The organism is Pseudoalteromonas sp., assembly GCF_036960685.1.
Taxonomy (GTDB): Bacteria; Pseudomonadota; Gammaproteobacteria; order Enterobacterales; family Alteromonadaceae; genus Pseudoalteromonas.
Genome location: NZ_JBALXK010000006.1, coordinates 69183 through 86343, shown reverse-complemented (window position 1 = coordinate 86343; position 17161 = coordinate 69183). Strand labels below are relative to the sequence as shown.

Below are 17161 nucleotides of genomic sequence, written 5' to 3'. Positions count from 1 at the left end.
TACTTAGAACTAAAAAATAGTATTAAAAGTATTTTAAGATTTTATTCTAATAAAAATAGCGTCAGGAGTGTGTCGTATGCAGCAAACTACAGGATTCAATTTATTATCATTTCGGGGCAAGATGAAAGTGCTCCATCTTAGTTGGATGGTTTTTTTCGTGTCATTCTTTGTCTGGTTTAATCATGCACCGATGTTAGGTGCAATAGCCAGTTCATTGGGTATCAGTATGAGTGAAGTTAAAACCTTATTGATTTTGAATGTCGCATTAACGATACCAGCACGGGTGGTGGTGGGTATGCTCACCGATAAATATGGCCCGCGCATTGTTTATTCGGCATTACTTATTAGCTGTAGTATTCCGTGTTTTATGTTTGCTGCGGCTACGACCTTTGAACAAGCTGCAATTGCCCGTTTTGCGCTGGGTTTTATAGGAGCTGGCTTTGTGGTCGGCATTCGCATGGTTAGTGAATGGTTTCCTGCTAATGAACTTGGCATAGCCGAAGGTATTTATGGTGGTTGGGGTAACTTTGGTTCAGCTGCCGCTGCAATGTCACTGCCTGCGATTGCGCTGTTATTTGGTGGCGAAGATGGCTGGCGTTATGCGATTGCTGTAACTGGGGTTATTAGCATCCTATTTGGTCTTATTTGGTTTTTTAATGTCAGCGATACCCCAAAAGGGGCAACCTATTTTAAACCGAAAAAAATTGGCGCAATGGAAGTAACCAGTAAAGGCGATTTTGTCTTACTGTTGATCATGAAAATTCCTATGTATGCGGCATTGGCATTACTAAGTTGGAAACTTTCGCCAAGTGGTGCCAATCTTATATCAGCTAACTTTGTGCTAGGCGTATATGTTGTTCTTGTTTCACTTTATGTTTATGAAGTATATAAAACCTACGATATCAATAAAGCTATTTTTAAGCATCCTGTCCCAGAGTCACAGCGTTATGAGTTTAAACAAGTAGCGGTGTTGAATATTTTATATTTTACAACGTTTGGCTCAGAGTTGGCGGTTATTTCTATGTTGCCGTTATTTTTTAGTGAGGTTTTTGGTCTGGATATGGTTTATGCCGGATTACTCGCCTCTGCGTATGCTTTTATGAATCTCGCATCGCGCCCAGGTGGTGGTTGGATCTCTGATAAACTCGGACGTAGAATTACCTTAATCGTGCTAACCATGGGTCTAGCAGTAGGTTATTTTGTTATGGGGCTAGTTGATGCAAGTTGGCCGCTTTGGTTAGCGGTTGTGGCTGCAATGGCGTGCTCGTTCTTTGTGCAAGCCGGTGAAGGCGCTGTTTTTGCGGCGGTGCCACTTATTAAGCGTCGCTTAACTGGGCAAATTGCCGGTATGACAGGGGCTTATGGTAACGTAGGGGCGGTGGTGTATTTAACGGTATTATCAATGGTTGATTATCAAACCTTCTTTTTTGTTATCGCAGGCAGTGCGTTAGTGGGACTGATAGCGTTAATGTTTATGCAAGAACCGAAGGGCCATATCACAGAAGTGAATGAAGACGGCTCGGTTGAATTAATTTCTGTCACATAAGGCAAATTAGATGATAGCTGAAACCGCCAAAGCGAGCAGCCAAGTTAATAAACGCACTGCAAATATGCATGCTAAAAATGAGCTGCAAGTGTCATTTGGTGGTCATTCAGCGCCAGGCAATAAAGCCGATAATCAAGACGCTTTTGCAGCCCTGCATACCAAAGGTCATGACCGTGATTACAAAGGTATTGTTGCGTGTATTGCGGATGGCTGTTCAAGCGCTAAATTCGCCAAAGAAGCGGCTAATTTAGCGGTCAGTCACTTTATTAATGAATATTTAGCTACCGAGCCTAGTTGGTCGGTAAAAAAATCAGTATCAAAAGTGCTGGCGAGTTTAAATTTGTGGCTTTATTCGCAAACACCGACTAATAGTCAACAAATGCACCGTCAAGCCCACTGGATGACTACGTTTACTGCACTGATTTTAAAATCAACCAGTGGCTTTATTTTCCATTTGGGTGATACGCGTGTTGCGCAATTACGCGATGGTGAACTCACTCAATTAACCCGTGATCATAAAGTTAATCAACATTTAACCAAGGCCTTAGGGGCAGAGTTACACCAAGAAGTTGATGTTTATCAGTTTGAAATAAAACAGCATGATATTTATGTATTGAGCTGTGATGGTGTGCACGATTTTCTTAGTAATGCTCAGATCATAGAGTGCATTAATAGTGAGCAGGATTTAGAAGCGGCAGCAAAAGCGATAACAAAACTTGCGATTGCACAGGGCAGTGATGACAATGTCAGTTGTTTACTTGTAAAAGTGCAACAAATCCCCAAAAAATGCTTAGATGAGCGATATCGCGATCTCACTAAACGTAAAATCCCAGCGGTATTGCAGGTTGGTCAGCAACTTGATCAGTACAAAGTACTTCGGCAAATATACGCCAGCACTCGTTCACATATTTACTTAGTGCAAAGTAACGAGTATTCAGCACCAGTAGTACTAAAAACCCCCTCGATAAACTTCGCAGAAGACCTCCATTACTTGCAAGGATTTATGCGGGAAGGGTGGGTTGGCCAGCGTATTAACCATCCCAATGTTATGAAAGTCCTTAATACTGCCGATGACAGTGATTTTTTATATCATATTTGTGAATATATGGATGGCCAAACTCTAAGACAGTGGCTAGCAGACACGCCCGATCCACAATTGAGCCAAGTGCGTAATATCGCTTTGCAAATGGTTCAAGCGTTGCGAGCTTTTCAGCGTCTTGACATGGTGCATCGTGATTTAAAACCAGATAACGTCATGATTGATGCGCATGGTAAAGTCACCTTGATTGATTACGGCACCGTAAAAATTGCCGCTATGCATGATGATATTAATCAAATAGTGGATGAGTGTCCGCAAGGTACGCTTGGTTACACAGCGCCAGAAACACTGGTTACTTTAAACGCCGATTTTAAAAGTGACTTGTTTTCACTTGCAGTGATTATCTACGAGCTATTATCTGGGCAGTTACCGTATAAATCGTTATCTTCTGTTCAACAAGCACCTTCAGGTAGTACTCTTTGGCATTATCGCAGTATTCGTGACTATCGTAGTGATATCCCATTTTGGTTTGACCAAACGTTAATGAAAGCCACAGCGGTAAAGCCTGAGCATCGCTATAGTTCATTTTCAGAGTTTATTAACGATCTCAATACCCCAAACTCACAGCTGAGTATCACGCCAATAGATAAACCTGGTTTTTATCAGCGTAATCCCGTGATGGTATGGCAAGTGATCGCTATTTGTTTATTCCTTTGCTTACTCACGGTGCTTATCATTAAATAACAACGCAGTATCACTGTGGTGCAAGCAATGGATCGTCGTGGTGCTGTACCTAGCTTTTAATATTTATTTAAAATTTAAGTTGTTGTATATATTGAATTTAAATGTTTGGTATGGCCCTTGCTTTAATTGCTAATAACAATAAATATATAGCAAGTAGGGTGAACTGATGAACCACAAACAACGAGTCGTTGTCGTCGGTAATGGAATGGTTGGGCATCATTTCGTGGAGCAAATTACCAGCCTTATAAACCCTAGTTCAGATGCTGAAGTGACAGTACTCAGTGGTGAAGAGCGTTTAGCTTACGATAGAGTGCATTTATCAGAATTTTTTGCTGGCAAAACAGCCGATGACCTTGCGCTAACAAACGAGCAAATATATGCGGATTGGCAAGTGCGTTTTTACACCAATGCAAAAGTCACTCATATAAACCGGGAAAAGCAGCAAGTAACGACCAGTGAAGGCGCAATCTTTGATTATGACAAGCTGGTACTGGCAACTGGCTCATTTCCTTTCGTACCGCCTATCCCAGGCAAAGACCGTGAACATTGCTTAGTGTATCGCACCATTGCTGATTTAAATGCGATTAAACACTCTGCCAGCAGCAGTAAAGTGGGGGTGGTGATTGGTGGTGGTTTGCTCGGTTTAGAAGCGGCGAATGCGCTGAAGCAGTTGGGTCTTGAAACTCATGTTGTAGAGTTTGCCCCGCAATTAATGGGCGTGCAAGTTGATGGCGGCGGCGGGCGATTACTGAAAGATAAAATTAGCGCATTAGGTGTGCAGGTTCATACCTCGATGGCCACAGAAGAAATTGTCGATGGAGATAGCTGTCGCTACAAAATGTGCTTTAAAGGTGGTGAAACGCTAGAAACCGATCTTATTTTATTTTCAGCGGGTATCCGTCCCTATGATAATTTAGCCCGAGAATTTGATTTAGCTGTTGGTGAGCGTGGTGGCATTGTTATTAATGATCATTGCCAAACATCAGATCAAAATATTTATGCTATTGGCGAATGTGCGCTGTGGAGTAACTTTATCTTTGGTTTAGTGGCACCGGGTTACGCTATGGCGAAAATTGCTGCTAAACATATTTTGTCTAGTCATAGTGATTGTGCATTTACTGGTGCTGATATGAGCACCAAATTAAAACTAATGGGCGTTGAAGTAGGCTCAATTGGTGACGCTCATGGGCGGACGCAGGATGCTCGTAGTTATGTTTTTGATGATCAACTCAGCGGTGTTTACAAAAAAATAGTCACTGATCCAGCCGGTACCCGTTTGATTGGTGCAGTATTGGTTGGTGATACCAGCGATTATGACAACTTACTGCAATATCACTTGAACGATTTGGCACTTAGTGTTGCCCCTGAATCACTTATTTTCCCGCTGGCCCCGACAGCAGATACGATTTCAATTGCTGATTTACCTGCTGAAGCAATGATCTGCAGTTGTCACCAAGTAACTAAACACACGATTGAACAAGCCGTGTTAGCCGGCGCCATCGATTTAGTGGGTGTACAAACAGTCACTAAAGCCTGCACTGGCTGTGGCAGCTGCGAAAGCCGAGTAAATTGCATTATCGAACACTGTGTAACCGAACACAGCTTAGCCGTCACTCAAGCAGAGCCTAAGCGACTCAGTGATAGCGCATTGATCCCCGTAACCGAACTTGCATAAGAGAGCGCCATGACCACTTTAAAAGAGAGTTTAATTCAAACAACATGTGCGTATTGTGGTGTAGGCTGTGGCGTTGATGTTGCCTTAGCGGGCAATCAACCGACACAGCTAGAAGGGATGCCTGAGCATCCGGCAAACTACGGCCGGTTATGCGTAAAAGGCACCCATTTATTAGATACAATTAGCAACGAGAATCGCCTTAGCGCACCAGAAATTAACAATAAACAAGTAAGCTGGTCTGAGGCGAGTGATTACGTGGCGAGTGAATTCAGCAAAATAATTGCCGAGCACGGCCCAGATGCGGTGGCTTTTTATGTTTCTGGGCAGTTGTTAACCGAAGATTATTACATCGCCAATAAATTCATGAAAGGTTATATTGGTTCGGCCAACATTGATACCAATTCACGCTTGTGTATGTCTTCTGCGGTGGCGGGTTATAAACGCGCTTTTGGTGAAGATGTAGTGCCTTGTGATTATGAAGACTTAGAGCACACTGAACTGCTTATTTTAATTGGCTCTAATGCGGCATGGACACATCCTGTGTTATATCAGCGCATCGCACGAGCAAAGCGCATGAACCCAACCATGAAAGTGGTGGTTATCGATCCAAGACGCACCGATAGCGCAGAGCTGGCCGATAGGTTTTTACAACTAAAGCCAGGCACAGATGCCGCACTGTATAACGGTTTATTACGTTACTTAGCGGATAACCAACTGCTTGATGATGATTTTATTGCAAAGCACACCGATGATTTTGCAACTGCATTAGCAGCAACGCAGTCATGGACGATAGATGAGGTTGCCAGCTATTGTGAACTAAGTCGCCACGAAGTTAGCCAATTTTATAGCGAGTTTGCCACTAGCGCCTCAGCCATTAGCTTTTACTCAATGGGCATTAATCAATCATCGTCAGGGGTTGATAAATGTAATGCGATTATTAATGCCCATTTAGCGTCAGGGAAGTTATTAAAAACAGGCTCTGGGCCGTTTTCTATCACAGGTCAACCCAATGCCATGGGCGGACGCGAAGTGGGTGGGTTGGCAAATCAACTTGCAGCACACTTGGACATTGAAAATGAGCAGCATCAATCATTAGTAAAGCGTTTTTGGCAATCACCGACTATCGCCACTCAAGCAGGAGCTAAAGCGCTGGATATGTTTGATGCGATCCGCGATGGCAAAATCAAAGCCGTGTGGGTCATGGCGACCAATCCGATGGTTAGTCTACCAAATACCGATGCGATAGCAGAAGCACTGAAAGCCTGTGATCTGGTGGTTGTATCGGATTGCGTGGCAAGTAACGACACCCTTGATTATGCCCATGTCAAACTACCCAGCACTGGTTGGGGAGAAAAAGAAGGCACCGTGACCAATTCAGAGCGCCGTATTTCTCGCCAAAGAGCAATTATCGCGCCGTTCGCTGGCGCAAAAAACGATTGGCAAATACTCTGTGATGTCGCAAAAAAAATGGGTTTCAGTGGATTTGATTTTACCCAGCCAAGTGAAATTTTTGATGAGTGGGCGCGATTAACAAGCTTTGAGAATAACGGGTCACGACAGCTTAATTTATCTGCTTTAGCGGGCATGAGCAGTCGCGAATATAATGCCTTGAGGCCTATCCAATGGCCCTGTATTAAAGGCGATAACTACCAACACGGGCAAGTGTTCAGCCAAAATCAATTCAGCACAACGAATAAAAAAGCGCGTTTTATTGCCATTACGCCGCAACTCCCTAAGCAAGCTACCTCAAGTGAATATCCGTTAGTGATGAATTCTGGGCGTATTCGCGACCAATGGCATACCATGACTCGTACGGGCAAATCTGCAACGCTTTCAACCCATATTACGCGTCCTTATATTGAGCTTCATCCGAAGGATGCTAGTCGGCTTGGCATCAACAATGATGATTTAGTTCGAGCGCAGTCAAAGGTGGGCGAAGTAATAGCGAATGCCAAAATTACCGACTCACTCAGAGCGGGTGAATGTTTTATGCCGATCCATTGGAATCAGCAATTTGCCTCATCAGCTAATGTTGGCAAATTATATTCGTCCATTGCTGATCCTATTTCAGGTCAACCAGAAACGAAGTTTACGGCCATAAAGCTGCAACCGGTAGAGTTTAGCCAATATATGGATGTATTTGTTAATAAGCAAAGTAACTGCCAGGCTGATCTAACGGCGCAAAGTGATTATTGGTTAAAAGTTAATGCCAGTAATTGCAGCCAATATCAGCTCGCATTTAACGATGTTATCGCAGATGCACTTTACTGGTGCCAACAAAGCAGTGGCATAAAAGGGCAGTGGTCAGGTTTTTATGAAGGCGCTACGCAACGTATTCAATGTATTGCCAATGGTCGATTAGTGTTTGTGGCGATGGTAACGAATGAGCAAGTAACCACATCAATTGAGTGGATCAATCACTTGTTTAGCCAATCGGCACTGAACTTTGCACAACTGCAGTCATTATTAACGGCCACACCTGACGAAGAGTTTAGCCAAGGGCGACAAATTTGTAGCTGCTTTAAAGTCAGAGAAAAGCCAATTGTTGATGCCATAAAAGCGGGGACTCACCGGGTTGATGAACTGGGCTTGCAGTTACAGTGCGGGACTAATTGTGGATCATGTAAAACTGAATTAAGTCAGCTCATTAAGCGCCATGCTGTGATTGCTCAAGGGCAGCAAATTGATGTGCTGGTCACGGTGTAGTTGTTATGCCAAAGCAGATGTATATAAAAATAATAAGTAGAACAATTTATGCGTGAAGACAACTATCAACTTGAAGATAAATTTGGACGCCGTTTTAATTATTTAAGACTCTCGATTACCGATGTCTGTAATTTTAGTTGTAGTTATTGCTTACCGAATGGTTATCAGTGTAATACGCCGCGTGAGTTCTTGACACAAGCAGAAATTACCACTGTAGTGAGTGCTTTTGCCAAGCTAGGCACTAAAAAAATTCGCTTAACGGGCGGCGAGCCATGCCTACGTAAAGATTTGCCAGAGATCATCAAACGTTGTAAAGCCACCAGCGGAATTAGCGAAGTGGCGCTCACAACCAACGGTTTTAACTTATTAAATAATGTTGATGAATATAAAGCCGCTGGACTTGATGCCATTAATGTCAGTATCGACAGCTTAGATCCGAAAATGTTTCAACTAATAACTGGCCACGACAAGCTACAACATATTTTAAACGGCATTGCACGAGCTCAGCAGATAGGCATTAAGCGCATTAAAGTCAATGCCGTATTAGCTAAAGCATTTAATCATAACCAGCTAAAAGATTACCTTGCTTGGATAAAGCACCAGAGAGTAACAGTGCGCTTTATTGAATTGATGGAAACCGGTAATGGCACGCAATTTTTTGAACAAAATCATTTAAGTGGCCAAGGCGTTAAAGATAGTTTGCTAGCAGCAGGCTGGTTACAAGTCGTAAAGGGCACGTTGAATGGTCCTGCGCAAGAATTTTGGCATCCCGATTATCAAGGCCGTATTGGCTTGATAATGCCTTACAGCAAAGATTTCTGCCAAAGCTGTAATCGTTTGCGTGTTTCTGCGCTGGGTAAATTACATTTATGTTTATTTGCTGATCAAGGTATCGACTTACGCAGTGCATTAAATAGTGGCACCACTGAAAACGCGGCTGAGCAAACGATTAAACTGATCCGCAGCGCAATGAGTAACAAAACCATTAGTCACGAGCTTGATAAGCGCTTAACGGGCGCAACCAAACATTTAGCGATGTTAGGGGGATAGAGCAATGGCTGTGACTGGGTTAGTGCTCGCTGGTGGTAAATCTTCACGCATGAAAACCAATAAGGCTGAGCTGCTGTTTGGCGATAAAACCTTGCAACAACACAGTGTTGATTTATTGCACAGTGTTGGGGTGCTCGATGTTTTGATCAGTCGTAACGGTTGCCCAAATTATCTAGCTGATATATATCCAAATAAAGGGCCTCTAGGGGGAATTTATAGCGCCCTCAAACACACTAAGAACGATTTACTGGTCGTGGCGATTGATATGCCATTACTCAATGGCGCGTTATTAACACGCTTAGTTAATTTTTATCAGCATAAAATGCACACTGAAACCATGAATTTAGTGCATTTTAGTGACTTTCCATTACCCATTTACATTAAAAATAATCAAGTGACACAGGACTATTTATTTTCTGTGCTCAGTGTAACTGACAGTAACTTATCGATTAAACAGTTTATAAAAACATGCCAAGGTGAGTCGCTTGAAAGCGCACAAACCGACGCATTTAGTAATATTAATACCCCAGTGCAATACAACCAATTATGTAAGGCGCACGGTATTAAAGAATTGAATCAATTAATTTATTAAAAAGAAGTAATAAAATTATGGCTAATACAACAGATAACAGCGTGGTCAATATTGCGGTTTTAACCGTCAGTGATACTCGCAATGAAAATACTGATACTTCAGGACATTATCTAGTGCAAGCTTTACAAGATGCTGGGCATCAATTGCTTGATAAAAAAATCGTTAAAGATAATGTATATCAAATGCGGGCAATTGCCTCGCAATGGATTGCAGATGAAACTATTCAAGCCATTTTAGTGACTGGTGGCACAGGGTTTACTGAGCGAGACTCAACGCCTGAAGCAATGCTGCCGTTATTTGATAAAACGGTCGACGGATTTGGCGAGCTATTTAGACATATTTCATACAGTGAAATTGGCAGCTCGACCATTCAATCTCGGGCGCTTGCGGGACTTGCAAACAACACCGTTATTTTTTGCATGCCAGGTTCAACGGGAGCGTGCAAAACTGCGTGGACGGGCATTATTGAGCAGCAATTAAGCGCAACATTTAAGCCATGTAATTTTGTGCCACATATTAGTGTTGGCAGTCGCTGTGCAACTAGGGGTTAAACATGTTAAGTCATATTGATGAACACGGCCAAGCGAATATGGTTGATGTTTCACTAAAACAAATCACCACCCGAGAAGCGATTGCGCAAGGGATGATATCGATGTCGAAAGAAGCTTTTTCACAGGTAGTGGCCAATGAGAATAAAAAAGGTGATGTCATCGGGGTTGCACGTATTGCGGGTATTCAAGCAGCAAAGAAATGCGCTGATCTTATCCCGCTGTGCCATCCGTTGGCGTTGACCAAAGTGGCCGTTGATTTTGAGCTAGACGAGCAAAACTGCATTATAAAAATAACCAGCTTATGTAAACTCTCAGGCAAAACTGGAGTTGAAATGGAAGCGCTTAGCGCAGTATCAGTTGCCGCACTGACATTATTTGATATGTGCAAAGCCGCTGATCCGGATATGGAAATTCACTCTATTCGGGTGATAAAAAAATCAGGAGGTAAACATGGTGATTGGCAACGACGCTGAGCAAGTAAAGCTATTGTTTTTTGGTCAACTAAAAGAGCGCTTACAATGCGCAAGTTATAATTTAGCTATTAAGCAACCGCTTTCAATTAAACAATTAAAATCGCATTTGATTAGCTTACAGCCTAGTTGGCAAGCAGCGCTTAATAATGACTTACTGATAGCGGCAGTTAATCAGCAAATAGCGCAACAGCAAGCGATTGTTAAAGGGGGTGATGAAGTAGCTTTTTTCCCACCCGTAACAGGTGGCTAATGAGTATTGAAATAACCATCAGCCATGATGATTTTGACATTGCAGTACTGCATGATGCACTGCAAATAGGTAATGTGCAGCAAGGCGCAGTGGTTACTTTTACAGGTTTAGTGAGAGAATTCAGTCAGGGTGATAATGTGGTCGCACTGGAGCTTGAACATTACCCACAAATGACCGAGCAACTACTGTTAAGCATTGCAGAGCAAGCTCAAAAGCGTTGGCAGTTGGGCCGAATTAGTATCTATCACCGGATTGGTTATCTGCCCCTTGGCGAGCAAATTGTTTTTGTTGGCGTGAGTGCCAAACACCGGCAAAATGCCTTTGATGGCGCGCAATTTATTATGGATTACTTAAAAACCCAAGCCACATTTTGGAAAAAAGAACATTTTAGCCATTCATCACAGTGGGTTGAATTTAAAGCCAGTGATTTACAAGCTCAACAAAAATGGATGGAAGATTGACCCAAAATAGCAACTCGGCTATGGTTGAAACACCAATAAAAATAAATGACTAACGAGTACTTCTACGCACTGGTTAGACTGACATGGAAAGTTTATGAAAAAGTTTAAACTAACTATCGCTAGCAAGTGCGTTGCATAGCGATTTTTCAACGCTTGTTACTATCGCACCTAATCTACCAGCGTAATTATTTGCTCTGCGACTTTATGTAAACTGACGTGGTTATCCATTGCTTGTTTTTGTAACTTTTTATGCGCTTGGGCTTCAGTTAACTTTAATTGTTCAATTAAAATAAACTTAGCTTGGTTAATGATTTTTTGTTCATTAATGACATTTCTGGCTTCACTGAGCGCATTATTTATCAGTTTTATATGCTGACTTTGCTCGGCTATTAAATCATACATGGTTTTATTTGCAGCGAGCTTCTCGGCGGCAATATTGGTAGCGGTGCAGCCATTTAGCTCAGCAGATAAAAGGGTCGCGGTGGTTGATATACTAATATCAGGGCTGTCTTTAGTAATTATAGCCAGCGTGCCTTGATGAGTGTCTAAACTTTGTTTTGCTGCAACAATTTGCTCTTTAGCCGCTGCTATCAAACGTTTAGAAATTTGTTGTTCTATTTGATGCATGATATCGATTCTTGCAGTTGCTACGTCAAACCAGACTTCACTGAGCTGTGACAGTTCTTGGTTATTGTTTGGCGCTAATTGTTGTAGCATAGTGCGTAATTTGTCTATTTCTTGGTTTGACTCATCCTGTAACAGTAGCTTGTAGCTTGCTGTAAGTTGCTCATCGGCATATTGGCTAAAAAATTCAAAGCTGGTTTGTTGGTTGTGTTGAAAATGGCTTAACAATGCTTTTTGTTCGCTATCAAACTTATTACTGGCAAAAGCCATTGCACCACATGCACGTTCTTGCCCTGCGTATTCTTTGCCTTGCATAAAGTTAAAATAAGCAACTAACAGACGGGTGATCACAGGATCACTGGCACCATCAGCGGTTTCTAAAAATACATTTAATAAACTGGTAATAATTTGCGTAAAAGACTGCGTAGATTGACTCGCATTCAGTGCTTGTTTGGCTACCTTTTCACGTAATGAATAAAGTGTATCTAGGGATTGTAGGCTGATAGTTATTAAATTATATAAGCGGCTATTACCAACGCCTGGTTTTGTACATAAATAAGTTTGCGCCAGAGATTCAAACAAGGCTTGTTGTAACACATCAGAATGTTTTATTTGCTGTTGTAGTTGCTGTTCAAAAAGCGTTCTGTTTGAGGCGAGGTAAATATTACTCATCGCACGCTCTTTTTGTAGTTGATGCACAAACTGGCCGAGTTTAATCAGGTTGTAACAACTTTTTTGTAATTGTTCTAACGCATGGATCTCTTCGTATTTAGCGGCTAATAGAAATTTTTTAGTGAGCGAATTATTGTGAGCCATAGATAGTTATTTTTGTGTTGTTATTTATGCTAACAGTAGCAACCTTCATTCCAGTTAAAAATAAACCATAAATTTATTAAAGTTAAAAATAAATTTATTAAATTACAGTAGCTTGAGAGGCTGGTGAGCGCTTGTGAATTATTGCAAGTCAAGGGGATAGTCTAAAGTGGTGTATTTTGGTGCAAGCAATGCACTGCTAAGATGCTTATAAAGTGCGCTTGCTCAGTTTTTTTCTCCTGTAGGTGAGAGCAAGCGCGCGTATGATTTGTTTTAATAGGCGTTAAACGCCATAGGCTGTGACATTTAATAACTCGGGACTAATTGGCATAGTGTGATTGATAACCTCACCGATAATAATCAGCGTAGGGCCATGTATCGCCTCTGATGAGGGGATTTTATATACTTTATCCAAGGTTGATGTATTAACACGTTGCTCTAAGGTGGTGGCTTGTTCAATCAGGGCGATGGGGGTATTTTTCGGCCAACCGACCGAAACCAGCCCCGACACCAACTGCTCTAATCTATTTAATCCCATATAAACCACCAGTGTGGAATTATCACCATTAGGCATGTGACGATATTTATGCCAGTCAGGCTGCTTTTTAGGGTCGCTAAATTGAGCCGTCATAAAGGTAATACTTGCTGCTACATGGCGTTTAGTGAGTGGAATACCGGTATAAGCGGACGTGGCGCATGCGGTTGTTACACCGGGTATAATGGCGAACTTTATCGCAGCTTGTTGGAGTGCGTCAGCTTCTTCACAAATACGTGCAAAAATACTCGGATCACCGCCTTTTAAACGCACCACGGTAAGGCCTTGCTGAGCAAACTTAACGAGTTGTTGGCAAATTTGCGGTTGCGTCATTGAGTGTTTGCCAGCGCGTTTACCAACAAATACGCGTTTACAGCTGGCTGGTAGTGAGGTAATGAGTTCATCTGCCACCAGCCAATCATATAAAACCACATCTGCGCTGTTTAATATACGCTGTGCTTTTACTGTAATAAGTTCTGGATCGCCTGGGCCTGCGCCGATCAGATACACTTGACCGGTTTTATTATTGCGGCTTTGGCCAGTACCGTATCGAGTAAAAATGTTATCAAGCCAGTTATTCTCTATGCTTGAAAAATATGAAAATACGCTCATAGTTATCTCACTTTTTAACTGACCGAGCTAGCTGCTAGTACTGGCTGGCTACTAATAAAAACCTGATCGTGTTCTACTTTTGCTTTATAGACAGGTACGCGAATTGTTTCTGCTTCTAAGCATTGACCGGTTTTTAGGCAAAAATGCTGTTTATATAATGGCGAAGCGACAACTAACTGTGCTTGCAGTGAGCCGACAATCCCTCTGGCTAACACATTTGCTTTGCCGATTGGGTCAAAGTTACTAATAGCAAATACGGACTGTTTATCGTTAGGAACATAGAACACGGCAACTTGTTGATTATTAACTTGTGCGCAGATCCCACTATTTAAAACGAGATCATTTAATGTACCAATTTTATACCAAGACATCTTCTTGCTCCTGTGTAATTTCTGTTACTGCGATAGGGCGCTGCTGTGCGTATTTAAGGGCACTTTTTTCAGCTTCAGTCGCGGGGCGAATTTGATTTCGCTCCTGTACAAATACAATGTTTTCATCAGTATCTGGGCTATTCACAAATTGACGGAAGCGCTTAACTGCATTTGGATCTTCAATGGTGCGCAGCCACTCACATGCGTAGGTGTTAGTGATATGCGCCATTTGTTGTTCAAGCTCTGCACAAATACCTAAGCTGTCATCAATCACGACTTGGCGTAAATATTCTAAGCCGCCTTCAAGATTCTCAAGCCATACCGAGGTACGTTGTAGCTTGTCAGCAGTATTAACGTAAAACATTAAAATACGGTCGATATAGGTGATTAAAGTGGTGGTGTCTAAGTCAGTTGCAAATAAGTCTGCGTGACGTGGACGCATGCCACCATTACCACAGACATACAGGTTCCAACCACTTTCGGTTGCAATAATGCCGATATCTTTACTTTGCGCCTCAGCGCATTCACGGGTACATCCTGACACGGCCATTTTTATTTTATGCGGGGAGCGTAAGCCTTTGTATCGATCTTCAATAGCAATGGCTTGACCAACACTGTCTTGAACGCCATAACGACACCATGTGCTGCCAACGCAAGACTTAACGGTACGTAATGATTTTCCATAAGCGTGGCCGGTTTCAAACCCTGCGGCTATCAGCTTTTGCCAAATAACAGGCAGTTGCTCAAGACGTGCGCCAAATAAATCAATGCGTTGGCCGCCAGTCACTTTACAATATAGATTAAATTCTTTGGCGACTTCACCCAGTACAATCAGCTTCTCAGCGGTCACCTCGCCACCGGCAATACGCGGTACCACGGAATATGAACCATCTTTTTGCATATTAGCTAAGTAGTTGTCATTGGTATCTTGTAGGCTGACATGTTGCTCACTCAGGATATAGTCATTCCATGTTGAAGCTAAAATTGAACCCACAGCCGGTTTACATATCTCACAACCATGGCCTTCACCATGACTGTTAAGCAGCTCAGCGAATGTTTTGATTTTCTCTACTTTAACAAGGTGTAATAGTTCTTGGCGAGAATAAGCGAAGTGTTCACATAGATGGTTATTTACCTCAACGCCACGCTCGGCAAGTTCAGCATCGACCACTGATTTAAGTAATGCGGTACAGCCGCCACAACCGGTGCTGGCTTTAGTGCAGGTTTTTACTGCGCCAAGTTCGTTTGCGCCATTATCGATAGCGCTGATAATGTCACTTTTACAGACGTTGTGGCATGAGCAGATAGTGGCTGTATCGGGTAGGGCACTGCTTGACAGTGTTGGCGCGCCGCCTGCGCTGTCTGGTAAAATCAGGCATTCAGGATGCTCGGGCAACGCCATATCATTAAGCATGTACTGCAATAACGTGTCATAGTCGCTGGTGTCACCTACTAACACTGCGCCTAGTAACTTATCGCCAGTTTCGTTGAGGACTATTTTTTTATAGCAATCACGAATTGGATCTTGATATATCAATTCTTTCGCATTAGCGGTAATACCATGTGCATCACCAATTGAACCTACTTCAACCCCCAACAATTTAAGCTTGGTGCTCATATCGGCGCCGTTAAATTGAAGGTCGCCACCTGACAACTGACTTGCTGCAACCCGTGCCATATTGTAGCCAGGGGCGACTAAACCAAATAATTTTTTATCCCATAATGCGCATTCACCAATCGCAAAAATATCTTTATTAGACGTTTGGCATGCGTTATTGATCACGATTCCACCGCGCTCACCTAAAGTAAGCCCCGCTTTATTCCCTAGGGTATCGTATGGGCGAATACCTGCTGAGAACAACACTAAATCGGTCTCTAAGTGGCTACCATCAGCAAAATTTAAGCGGTAACGACACTGCTCACCAGCAACTATCTCACTAGTTGCTTTACCTGTGTGCACGCTAACACCTAAGTTTTCGATTTTATTTCTGAGTAATTTCCCTCCTTGCTGATCAAGTTGAACCGCCATTAACTGTGGCGCAAACTCGACAACATGGGTATTTAAACCGAGTTGTTTTAATGCGTTCGCAGCTTCTAAGCCCAGTAAACCACCACCAATTACAACGCCTACCTTACTATCATTCGCACACTTTTTTATTTGTTCTAAGTCTTCTAGGGTGCGATAGACTAAGCAGTGGGATTGATCATTGCCTTTAATGGGTGGTACGAAAGGGTACGAGCCGGTTGCTAACACTAATTTATCATAGTCATAGATTGTGCCATTAGCAGTGGTGAGCTGCTTTTGCGTAGCGTCAATATGCTCAACCCACTGACTTGTATGCACAGTAATATTGAGTTTTTGGTAGTTTTCATGTGTCGTTAACGCTAGATCAGCAGCGGTTTTACCATTAAACACACTTGATAAATAGACCCGATCGTAGGCAAGATTTGCTTCACCACACAATACCGTGATCTGCGCATGCTGATCGCTACCACGCATTTGCTCAACAAAATGGTGCCCCACCATGCCATTGCCAATAACGAGAATTTTCTGTGGCATTTGTTTTTTCCTTCATGCTGACGGTTTAAATTTTGGCAATAAAAAAGCCCGCCACAGTAAACCGTTCGGTTAGTGTGTGCGGGCTTCGTTGCCATTACTGCAAAAGCAGTTTTATTTTTATATACCTAACTAAGCAATATCATTGCCATGTTTTTATCCAATTGTTTTTATTAATAATTGTTTTTTATGAGAGGTGTGAGCTTTATTGAATGTGTTACGATGGTGCAGTAAAGGCACATTAACAGTGCAACTTCCTTGCTGTTAATTCTGTCGCAACATAAAAGCCTATTGCTAATAATTAACTACAGCGATGATTTGAACTATTAATCTTTGGAGCGGGTGATCAAGAGTAGGTAGTGCTTTTTCTTTAGGTTTTATATTTAGGATTGGTACGACTGAGTGGATTCGAACCACCGACCTTTGGACCGGGTGATCAAGAGTGGGTAGTGCTCTTTCTTCTTAATGTTTTTTTATTCATTAATTGGTACGACTGAGTGGATTCGAACCACCGACCTTTGGACCGGGTGATCAAGAGTGGGTAGTGCTCTTTCTTCTTAAT

The 17161-nt window shown here is 42.4% G+C and carries 14 protein-coding genes; 10 read left to right on the top strand and 4 right to left on the bottom strand.

Annotated elements, in window-relative coordinates; translation table 11 throughout:
* Nucleotides 1–76 precede the first annotated feature (76 nt).
* The 10 genes from V7783_RS07385 (at nt 77) to V7783_RS07340 (ending at nt 11087) form a co-directional block, all read left to right on the top strand.
* Complete coding sequence (locus tag V7783_RS07385) at nt 77–1546, top strand: NarK family nitrate/nitrite MFS transporter (protein ID WP_335678160.1); 1470 nt, start codon at nt 77–79, stop codon at nt 1544–1546.
* Nucleotides 1547–1556: 10 nt separating this feature from the next.
* Entirely contained in the window at nt 1557–3329 is a 1773-nt protein-coding gene (locus V7783_RS07380) for a protein kinase domain-containing protein (RefSeq protein ID WP_442961348.1), read from the top strand.
* Between the two features lie 166 nt (nt 3330–3495).
* Nucleotides 3496–5004: an FAD-dependent oxidoreductase gene (locus V7783_RS07375; RefSeq protein ID WP_301562303.1), complete on the top strand. Its 1509-nt coding sequence runs from the start codon at nt 3496–3498 to the stop codon at nt 5002–5004.
* Nucleotides 5005–5013: 9 nt separating this feature from the next.
* Nucleotides 5014–7710 carry a nitrate reductase gene (locus V7783_RS07370; RefSeq protein ID WP_335678159.1) on the top strand — a complete coding sequence of 899 codons (2697 nt, stop codon included), beginning with the start codon at nt 5014–5016 and terminating at the stop codon, nt 7708–7710.
* Between the two features lie 48 nt (nt 7711–7758).
* Nucleotides 7759–8760: a GTP 3',8-cyclase MoaA gene (gene moaA / locus V7783_RS07365; RefSeq protein ID WP_335678158.1), complete on the top strand. Its 1002-nt coding sequence runs from the start codon at nt 7759–7761 to the stop codon at nt 8758–8760.
* A gap of 4 nt (nt 8761–8764) precedes the next feature.
* A complete protein-coding gene (gene mobA, locus V7783_RS07360) occupies nt 8765–9352 on the top strand; it encodes a molybdenum cofactor guanylyltransferase (protein WP_192542118.1) in 588 nt (195 codons plus the stop codon).
* 17 nt (nt 9353–9369) lie between these two features.
* Complete coding sequence (gene moaB, locus V7783_RS07355; RefSeq protein WP_335678157.1) at nt 9370–9903, top strand: molybdenum cofactor biosynthesis protein B; 534 nt, start codon at nt 9370–9372, stop codon at nt 9901–9903.
* 2 nt (nt 9904–9905) lie between these two features.
* Entirely contained in the window at nt 9906–10376 is a 471-nt protein-coding gene (moaC, locus tag V7783_RS07350) for a cyclic pyranopterin monophosphate synthase MoaC (protein ID WP_192542120.1), read from the top strand.
* The gene (locus V7783_RS07345) at nt 10354–10626 is read left to right on the top strand and encodes a MoaD/ThiS family protein (RefSeq protein ID WP_335678156.1); all 273 of its coding nucleotides are present in this window, start codon (nt 10354–10356) and stop codon (nt 10624–10626) included. The genes moaC and V7783_RS07345 overlap by 23 nt, the downstream gene beginning before the upstream one ends.
* A complete protein-coding gene (locus V7783_RS07340) occupies nt 10626–11087 on the top strand; it encodes a molybdenum cofactor biosynthesis protein MoaE (RefSeq protein ID WP_335678155.1) in 462 nt (153 codons plus the stop codon). The genes V7783_RS07345 and V7783_RS07340 overlap by 1 nt, the downstream gene beginning before the upstream one ends.
* A 168-nt stretch (nt 11088–11255) precedes the next feature.
* Here V7783_RS07340 and V7783_RS07335 read toward each other — a convergent pair whose 3' ends face one another.
* The 4 genes from V7783_RS07335 to nirB all read right to left on the bottom strand — a co-directional run bounded on the left by V7783_RS07335 (nt 11256) and on the right by nirB (nt 16602).
* Nucleotides 11256–12527: a nitrate- and nitrite sensing domain-containing protein gene (locus V7783_RS07335; protein WP_335678154.1), complete on the bottom strand. Its 1272-nt coding sequence runs from the start codon at nt 12525–12527 to the stop codon at nt 11256–11258.
* A gap of 280 nt (nt 12528–12807) precedes the next feature.
* The gene (cobA, locus tag V7783_RS07330) at nt 12808–13671 is read right to left on the bottom strand and encodes a uroporphyrinogen-III C-methyltransferase (protein ID WP_335678153.1); all 864 of its coding nucleotides are present in this window, start codon (nt 13669–13671) and stop codon (nt 12808–12810) included.
* A gap of 14 nt (nt 13672–13685) precedes the next feature.
* Nucleotides 13686–14042, bottom strand: a complete 357-nt coding sequence (gene nirD, locus V7783_RS07325) for a nitrite reductase small subunit NirD (protein ID WP_192542145.1) — start codon at nt 14040–14042, stop codon at nt 13686–13688.
* Entirely contained in the window at nt 14029–16602 is a 2574-nt protein-coding gene (gene nirB / locus V7783_RS07320; RefSeq protein WP_335678152.1) for a nitrite reductase large subunit NirB, read from the bottom strand. The genes nirD and nirB overlap by 14 nt, the downstream gene beginning before the upstream one ends.
* Nucleotides 16603–17161: the final 559 nt, after the last annotated feature.

What these genes read in the sequence shown, in the direction of transcription:
- V7783_RS07385 (WP_335678160.1), top strand. Translation starts at nt 77, where the DNA reads ATGCAGCAAACTACAGGATTCAATTTATTATCATTTCGGGGCAAGATG.
- V7783_RS07380 (WP_442961348.1), top strand. Translation starts at nt 1,557, where the DNA reads ATGATAGCTGAAACCGCCAAAGCGAGCAGCCAAGTTAATAAACGCACT.
- V7783_RS07375 (WP_301562303.1), top strand. Translation starts at nt 3,496, where the DNA reads ATGAACCACAAACAACGAGTCGTTGTCGTCGGTAATGGAATGGTTGGG.
- V7783_RS07370 (WP_335678159.1), top strand. Translation starts at nt 5,014, where the DNA reads ATGACCACTTTAAAAGAGAGTTTAATTCAAACAACATGTGCGTATTGT.
- moaA (WP_335678158.1), top strand. Translation starts at nt 7,759, where the DNA reads ATGCGTGAAGACAACTATCAACTTGAAGATAAATTTGGACGCCGTTTT.
- mobA (WP_192542118.1), top strand. Translation starts at nt 8,765, where the DNA reads ATGGCTGTGACTGGGTTAGTGCTCGCTGGTGGTAAATCTTCACGCATG.
- moaB (WP_335678157.1), top strand. Translation starts at nt 9,370, where the DNA reads ATGGCTAATACAACAGATAACAGCGTGGTCAATATTGCGGTTTTAACC.
- moaC (WP_192542120.1), top strand. Translation starts at nt 9,906, where the DNA reads ATGTTAAGTCATATTGATGAACACGGCCAAGCGAATATGGTTGATGTT.
- V7783_RS07345 (WP_335678156.1), top strand. Translation starts at nt 10,354, where the DNA reads ATGGTGATTGGCAACGACGCTGAGCAAGTAAAGCTATTGTTTTTTGGT.
- V7783_RS07340 (WP_335678155.1), top strand. Translation starts at nt 10,626, where the DNA reads ATGAGTATTGAAATAACCATCAGCCATGATGATTTTGACATTGCAGTA.
- V7783_RS07335 (WP_335678154.1), bottom strand. Translation starts at nt 12,527, where the DNA reads ATGGCTCACAATAATTCGCTCACTAAAAAATTTCTATTAGCCGCTAAA.
- cobA (WP_335678153.1), bottom strand. Translation starts at nt 13,671, where the DNA reads ATGAGCGTATTTTCATATTTTTCAAGCATAGAGAATAACTGGCTTGAT.
- nirD (WP_192542145.1), bottom strand. Translation starts at nt 14,042, where the DNA reads ATGTCTTGGTATAAAATTGGTACATTAAATGATCTCGTTTTAAATAGT.
- nirB (WP_335678152.1), bottom strand. Translation starts at nt 16,602, where the DNA reads ATGCCACAGAAAATTCTCGTTATTGGCAATGGCATGGTGGGGCACCAT.